Source organism: Micromonospora sp. SL1-18 (assembly GCF_047921505.1).
Taxonomy (GTDB): Bacteria; Actinomycetota; Actinomycetes; order Mycobacteriales; family Micromonosporaceae; genus Micromonospora.
Genome location: NZ_JBLROA010000131.1, coordinates 1 through 6,354 on the forward strand (window position 1 = coordinate 1; position 6,354 = coordinate 6,354).

A 6,354-nucleotide genomic window follows, 5' to 3' on the forward strand; every position below is an offset into this window, starting at 1 on the left:
CCAGCGACCCACAAAAAGGAGAGCCGGTGGCACCCAGCGAAACGTTCGGCGAGTTCGTGACGGCACGATCAGCTCGTCTATTGCGCACCGCCTATCTGCTCACACATGACTGGGCGCTCGCCGAGGATCTGCTGCAGACGGCTCTGGTGCGTGCGTGGAGCGTCTGGGGACGGATCGACGCGGAGCCGGAGCCGTACGTACGAAAAATTCTGGTCAACGCCTATGCCTCCTGGTGGCGCCGTAAATGGCACCAGGTCGAGCAGCCGACGTCACAGCTTCCCGAACGACCGACGGCCGACGAGCTGTCGCGCGTGGACCAGCGGGACCAGGTGTGGCAGGCGATCGGAAAGCTGCCCCGACGGCAGCGGACCGTGCTGGTGCTGCGCTACTTCGAGGACATGACGGAGGCGCAGATCGCGGACGTGATGGGCACCTCGGTGGGAACCGTCAAGAGCCAGGCCACGAAGGCCCTGGCCAAGCTGCGACTGGATGAGTCGCTGACGTTGGAGGCATCGCACCGATGATCGACCTCAGGGAACTTCTGGCCGACCGCTCGGCCGACGCCGTACCGTCGGGTGACCGTTTGGCGGAGGTCCGGCGCAGGATCGCCGTACGCCGTCGCCGACACGCCATGGCGGGGGTGGCCGGCGCGGTGACGCTGGTAGCGGGTGTGGCCACCTACGTCGCCGTTCCCGGCGGCGAGCCGGCCGGGCCGTCGACGTTCGCCGCGGGATCGGCGACCCCGTCGGCCAGCCCGCCCGCCAGCCCGTCGGCCTCCCCGAAACCGGTCGCGGGTGGCAAGGTCGGACCCTTCGCCGAGTACGCCCGCGGCTACCGCGTCGTCGCCTTCGGCGAGGCGCCCGTGAGCTCGAAAAAGGTGGAGTTCACCTGGGCCGTCAACGCGGCGGACGTAGCGTTCCTGACCTACTGCCCCGGCCTGCCCAAATACACGTCGCTCGACCTCGACTTGGCGATCAACGGCAGCGACGCCGGCTACACCACGGTGGGCTGCAACTCGGAACTGCACAACGACCCGGACCCCTACGGCGGGGCGCCGAAGGGAGCGAGCATCGGCGACGCGGTCACGGTGACCTACACGGTGAGCGGCGCCCAGCGCGACGGTTACCTGCCGAAGATTCCCACCCAGGGCACGATCTACGTCGCGGTGGCCGAGAAGGTGCCGTTCACCCAGTACCCCTTCCCGGCCCGCCCGGCCAAGCTGGCGCCGCCCAAGCCCGACGGCATGGCCAGCGAGCCCGGCACCAAGGTCGTGCACAGCGACCCGGCGGATCCGAACAAGCCCATCAGCACCAAGCTGACCTGGCACCGGGGCTACGACTTCACCGTGGTGCCGCAGACGCCCGGCATCTATCGGGTCTCGGTCAACGACGTGCCGCTGCTCAGCGGTGAGGTCTACGACTACTCCGGAAACGGCCCGAACGCCTCCTGCCGGGTGAAGCGGACGGACAAGGGCGACTGCCTGCCCGAGCTCGAATCCCTCAAGGACGGTGACACGGTCACCGTCACCGTCACCGCCGAGCACGCCACCGGTCCGTGGCTCGCCGAGTTGCGCTCGGAGTGGCAGGACCCGTCAGCACAGGGCTGACAGCGAAGAGGCAGCGACCCGGGCCGTCCGCCCGGGCCGCTGCCCCGCCCGCGACCGTTACGCGATCGCCCAACGCACACGGGCATCGGCGGCCACAAGGGACACTGGACACCGGGTAGCGTGCCTGACATGCGCGGGCAGACGGGCGACGGGCGGCAGGTGTTCATGTCGACCCATGAGCGGCCCGACCTGCGAGACACACCGGTGATCGACCTGGACGCGACCCGGGAGCAGCCCGCGCCTTCCGAGCAGGACCCGCAACGGCAGGGCTGGCGGGCGCTTCGATCGAAGCGCGTATCCCTGCCGCTTGTCCTTGCCCTCCTGGTGGGCACGGCAGCCGTGGCTGGGGTCGGCACCTACCGGTGGCAGGCGCGGCAACAGCGCTTGGCGGATGCGTCCGTTGCGTCGTTGCTGGTACTCGGGCAGGCCGAGATGGCTTCCGGCGGGCGGGACGGGTCGCTGGCCAGAATCGAGTCCTCGGTGATGGTGGTGAACTCCGGGCCCCTGCCGGTGGAGGTCATTGATATCCGCGTCGCCAAGGACAGCCTCGCTCTCGAATCGGTCAGCCCCGATGTCGTACGGCCAGGGGTGCGATGGTTCACCGTGTGGCTGACGATCGACTGCACCAAAGAGGTGGTGACCGAGTCGGTCCCGGTCTCGATGTCGGTCCGCACGGCGGACGGGCATTCGCGCTCGTTGTCCTTCCAGGTCCCGCCCCGGCCCTGGCAGTACGCGTTCGAGTCGATGTGCCTGCCGCCCCCCGAATTCCCGGGCGTGCCGGTGCCAGGCCGGTAGCTGATCAGGGTTTCCGTCCACGGACAAGCGGGGACGCGGGTCGGAGGGGCGGACAACGCCCCGTTCGCCAAAAACGACAGGGAGCCGACATGAGCTTCACCGAACGGGCGAAGGACAAGATTGAAAAGCTGGCCGGCCCCGCCCGGGCGCGAATGGGCGACATGACCCAGAACGAGCGGTCGGAAGCGGAACGGGTGACCCGGCGGGATGAGATCCGGGGCAAGCAGCCCGGCGAGCATGTCCAGGAGGACACCCGGGACGTACGGGACGACTTCACCAGCTGACTTCGGTTACCGCCCAGAAGATGGGAAAGGCCGTTTCCACCATTGGAAGCGGCCTTTATCCACGTGGACTACCGGCCGCAGGCAATACGCCCCGACCGTCCGACCCGGTCGTTTCCGTTTGGAAGGCGAACTGGGGTCGCGCCCCCGCCGAACGCAGCAATCTGAGCGAAGACACAGCAGCACGCCCTCGCCATGCTGAGACCGGTCGCCCCAGGGCGAACGGGCCGACGGCGACACCGTCTTCTGAGCATGGAGGAGAAGCGTGATCAAACTGATGCGACGTGCCGGTGTCGTGCTGGTTGCCGCAGCCATGGCGGTCGGGGTCGCGGCAGTGCCGGCCAGCGCGCACGTGGTGACCACGCCCAACACGGCGGACTCGAAGTTCTTCCACACGGCTTTTCGAGTGGGGCACGGATGTGACGGCTCGTCGACCACTGCCCTGCGGGTGCGGATTCCCGAGGGCTTGCACCTCGTCGAGCCGGACCCCGTACCCGGCTGGGAGGTCCGGGTGACGCGGGCGGTCGGCAAGGGCGTCGGTTTCGGCCAGATCGTCGAGGTGGCGTGGGTTGGCGGATCGCTGCCCGACCATGACGTCCAGCTGTTCGGCCTCGGGTTCAGGATCGACAAGAAGGCACCCGAGGTGCTGTGGTTCCCGACCGTCCAGGAGTGCGAGGTGGGCGAGGCCCGCTGGGTGGAGATTCCGCCGAGCCTGGCAGAGTGGCACAACGTTCCGAGCCCGGCACCCTATGTGATCAACACGGCCTGGTAGCACGAGCCGCGGCCGCGCCCGGAGCGGATGATCACCACCATCCGCTCCGGGCAGGCTGGCACGGTTGCTGTTGTTCGCCGTTGTGCCAGCGGGATCCACCGGTGCGAGCCGTCGCTGTAGTGGAACTTCTCGTCCCCGGCCCGCAGGATGCTCACCGCACCCAACCGAGGAAGCGCCGGTGCAGCGCACCGGCCGGCAGCCAGTGCAGATCCGCGGAGGCCCGGACGAGCTGCGCACCCAGGTAAAGCGCGAGGGAGACCGGCGCGTCCGCATACTCCGCCCGTAGCTCCCGCCGCCGCGTCGGGCACGGCCACGGCCCGCCGCAACCGCCGCACGTCCAGGTCGGCAGCACCGGCCCGTGCGTGCTCACCGGCCACTGCCCAGGAAGCGCGCGGTCCGAGTCCGGGCCTGCCGGCTGGTCGCCCAGTGCACCTGCCAGCAGGGGTACGGAGTGAGCTTGGCCCACCACACCCGGCAACCCGTGCACATCCCATCCGGTCCGCGAAGGTGTACGCCGAGGATGCGCTCCTCCTGGCTCACTCGTCCTCCCCTGTCGGCCAGTGGTCGCGGCGGATCGGGATGCGGTGGCGGACGCGGCAGGGCAGGTCGGCGCCGCAGCGGCAGATCGGACGCGTCGCCGCTACCGGGGCTGGATGTCAGGTGCACTCACCATCGCGGCATCAGACACCAACAGTGCTTCGGCAGCCCGCCTCTTGTTGAGCGATGCGATCCTCCAGACCGACGAGGCAGCGCGCCGTGGTGATCCAGAAGGGCCCGGTGAATGACCTGCCAAATCGTGTCCACATCGGCCGCAACGAGACGGGCGATCGCCGGCACCGTGTTCCCACCGGTTGAGGCGAGCACGACCATCGCCCGCCGTACATTCGTGGGGCACCAGCGGCCGGGGCACGGAGAAGTAAGGTGAGCGGCGATCTTCATCAGGCATCAGCAGCGCACTTCGCGATGCGAGCGCCAAGCGGCAGCGCTCCCCCGGAAAACCAAGATACGCGCTGATTTGTACCGGATATGCCACTCGTTGACGTTGGGAGCGGGCCGGCTTGTCGGTACCGGGTTCGAATCCGTTTCCACGAGGTGAAGCACGGTCCAAGCGAGCCCGTAGCAGTCGTCTCGGCCAAAGCAGGCGACCAGCCGGGCTGCCGCCGGAGCGGGGCGACGGCATGAGCAATGGCGAGCGGTCTGGTACGCAGCGCCTTGAATCTGCATGGGGCAGCCCCGACCACCGAGTGGGGCCGGGGGCTGCTGCTGCGGTGCGGGTGGTTCAGAGAGCCTTGCCGTTGACGAACAGCTGGGCCGGGCCGGTGGGGGTCCTTACGCCGGTCTGGATGTCGCCGTACGTGGTCGCACCCTCGGTGATCGTGCCGCCGGTGACGAGGTCGAGCGTGATCGCCTCGTTGATGATGGTGCCGTCCGTGACGAGGCCGTCGGTGATCGCACCAGGCGTGATGACGTTGCTGAGGGCTGTGATCTTGTCGGCGTTGGCGCTGCGGAGGCAATCGGCCGGGTTCTCGCCCGGAGCCGCGTTCCACTCGCCCCACAGCACGTTGTCCACGGGCTCGAACTGGTAGTCGTCGAACGACCAGTCGCCGAACGACCAGGAACCGAACGACCAGTCGTAAAACAACCAGTCGTCGAACGACCAGTCGCCGAACGAGGTCGGGGAATTCCAGCTGGTGTCGCCGACCTCGTAGGACCGGTCTCCCTGCCAGCCGTTGACGATGAAGCCGGTGTACTGGTTGGCCTTGCGGGCGTCGACGTCGAGGTTGTAGCTGACGCTGCCGGTGAGGACACCGGTACGGCTGCCGGTACGGCTGCCGGCACGGGAGGTGTCCCGGGTACCTTTGCGGGTGCCGACGTGCGAGGCGCTCCGGCTGCCGGTGCGGTCGCCGCTGCGCACGCCGTCGCGATGGAACGTCTTGGTGCCGTTGCCGTTGGTGAACGTGCAGGTCAGATCCTGCGATATGACCTGCGTGGCGGCCTGGTTGCCGGTCTGCGTCCCCGACTGGGTGCCGGTCTGCGAGCCGCTCTGCGAGCCGACCTGGGTGACGTCCTGCGACAGCGACTGGGACATCGGCTGCTTGTAGGTGAACGCGAGGCTCTTGCTTTCGACGGCCTTCTGGAGCGCTGCGTTGTTGTAGCCGAGGGCGGACTGGACCTCGCCCTTGCCGATGAAGCCGATGCCTGTGGTCGGGTCGACGTTGACCGACGCCGAGGCGGAGGTGGCGCCAAGAACGATCGTCGCCGTAGCCGCGATGCTGCCGATGAGGATCCTACGTGTCCGCATGTACTGCTCCCTTTGTCTTGCTGATGTTTCGTTTGCCGATGCCGGCGGGCCTTGCGATCTTGCTTTGGTGCGACTCATCTCCAGCCGCTGCTCGTGCAGTTGAGACGGTGCGCCGTGCCGCGGGGTCAGCTGACGCGCAGCAATTTTGGTGGAGGCGCAGACACGATGCAGGCGACTGTAATGAATTTGTCAGTGGGTAATTCCCGATAAGGTGATACGCCATGGGTTGCCCCCGGTAGGCGTTCAATACCAAGCTTCGCGACCAGGCACCGGACGAGGTGAGGCCGGTCCTGCGGTGGATCGATTGCCCGGTTTGGTCCTGCGAACTGCCATGGCTCAGCGTGGCGCTTTCTCCTCCTCCAATCAAGCCGATGATCAGCTATTACGCCTGCTGGATCGGATACATTTGCCTGTCAAGGAGGAGGTTGCCCCGCCGCTTCGCGGCGGCTTGGTGACGGTTCGTCGGACGGTTACGCCAGCGGGCCCGCATCTGTATCAAGGTGTCGTTGACGCTATAGTCGCAAATCTTGATACGAAAGGACTAATGCTTGGTTTGTAGGCTGCAGCACGGTGGACGCAACCTGGCCGTGGCGCTAAG

General features: G+C 67.5%; 7 protein-coding genes. 5 read left to right on the forward strand and 2 right to left on the reverse strand.

The annotated features are described in order from the left end of the window. The 5 genes from ACNAW0_RS29640 to ACNAW0_RS29660 form a co-directional block, all read left to right on the forward strand. A partial coding sequence (locus ACNAW0_RS29640; RefSeq protein WP_416291343.1) for a SigE family RNA polymerase sigma factor occupies nt 1-524 on the forward strand: 524 nt, incomplete at its 5' end. Next, entirely contained in the window at nt 521-1,606 is a 1,086-nt protein-coding gene (locus ACNAW0_RS29645; protein WP_416291344.1) for a hypothetical protein, read from the forward strand. The genes ACNAW0_RS29640 and ACNAW0_RS29645, both read left to right, overlap by 4 nt. 129 nt (nt 1,607-1,735) lie before the next feature. Beyond that, the gene (locus ACNAW0_RS29650; protein WP_416291345.1) at nt 1,736-2,401 is read left to right on the forward strand and encodes a hypothetical protein; all 666 of its coding nucleotides are present in this window, start codon (nt 1,736-1,738) and stop codon (nt 2,399-2,401) included. Between the two features lie 89 nt (nt 2,402-2,490). Continuing rightward, entirely contained in the window at nt 2,491-2,685 is a 195-nt protein-coding gene (locus tag ACNAW0_RS29655; RefSeq protein ID WP_416291346.1) for a general stress protein CsbD, read from the forward strand. Between the two features lie 262 nt (nt 2,686-2,947). After that, on the forward strand, nt 2,948-3,454 hold the full coding sequence (locus tag ACNAW0_RS29660) for a YcnI family protein (protein WP_416291347.1): 507 nt from the start codon (nt 2,948-2,950) through the stop codon (nt 3,452-3,454). 151 nt (nt 3,455-3,605) lie between these two features. Here ACNAW0_RS29660 and ACNAW0_RS29665 read toward each other — a convergent pair whose 3' ends face one another. Continuing rightward, nucleotides 3,606-3,824 (reverse strand): hypothetical protein, encoded by a 219-nt coding sequence (locus ACNAW0_RS29665; RefSeq protein ID WP_416291348.1) that lies wholly within the window; start codon nt 3,822-3,824, stop codon nt 3,606-3,608. A gap of 909 nt (nt 3,825-4,733) precedes the next feature. After that, nucleotides 4,734-5,756, reverse strand: coding sequence for a hypothetical protein (locus ACNAW0_RS29670; RefSeq protein ID WP_416291349.1), 1,023 nt, complete (start codon nt 5,754-5,756; stop codon nt 4,734-4,736). Between the last annotated feature and the right edge of the window lie 598 nt (nt 5,757-6,354).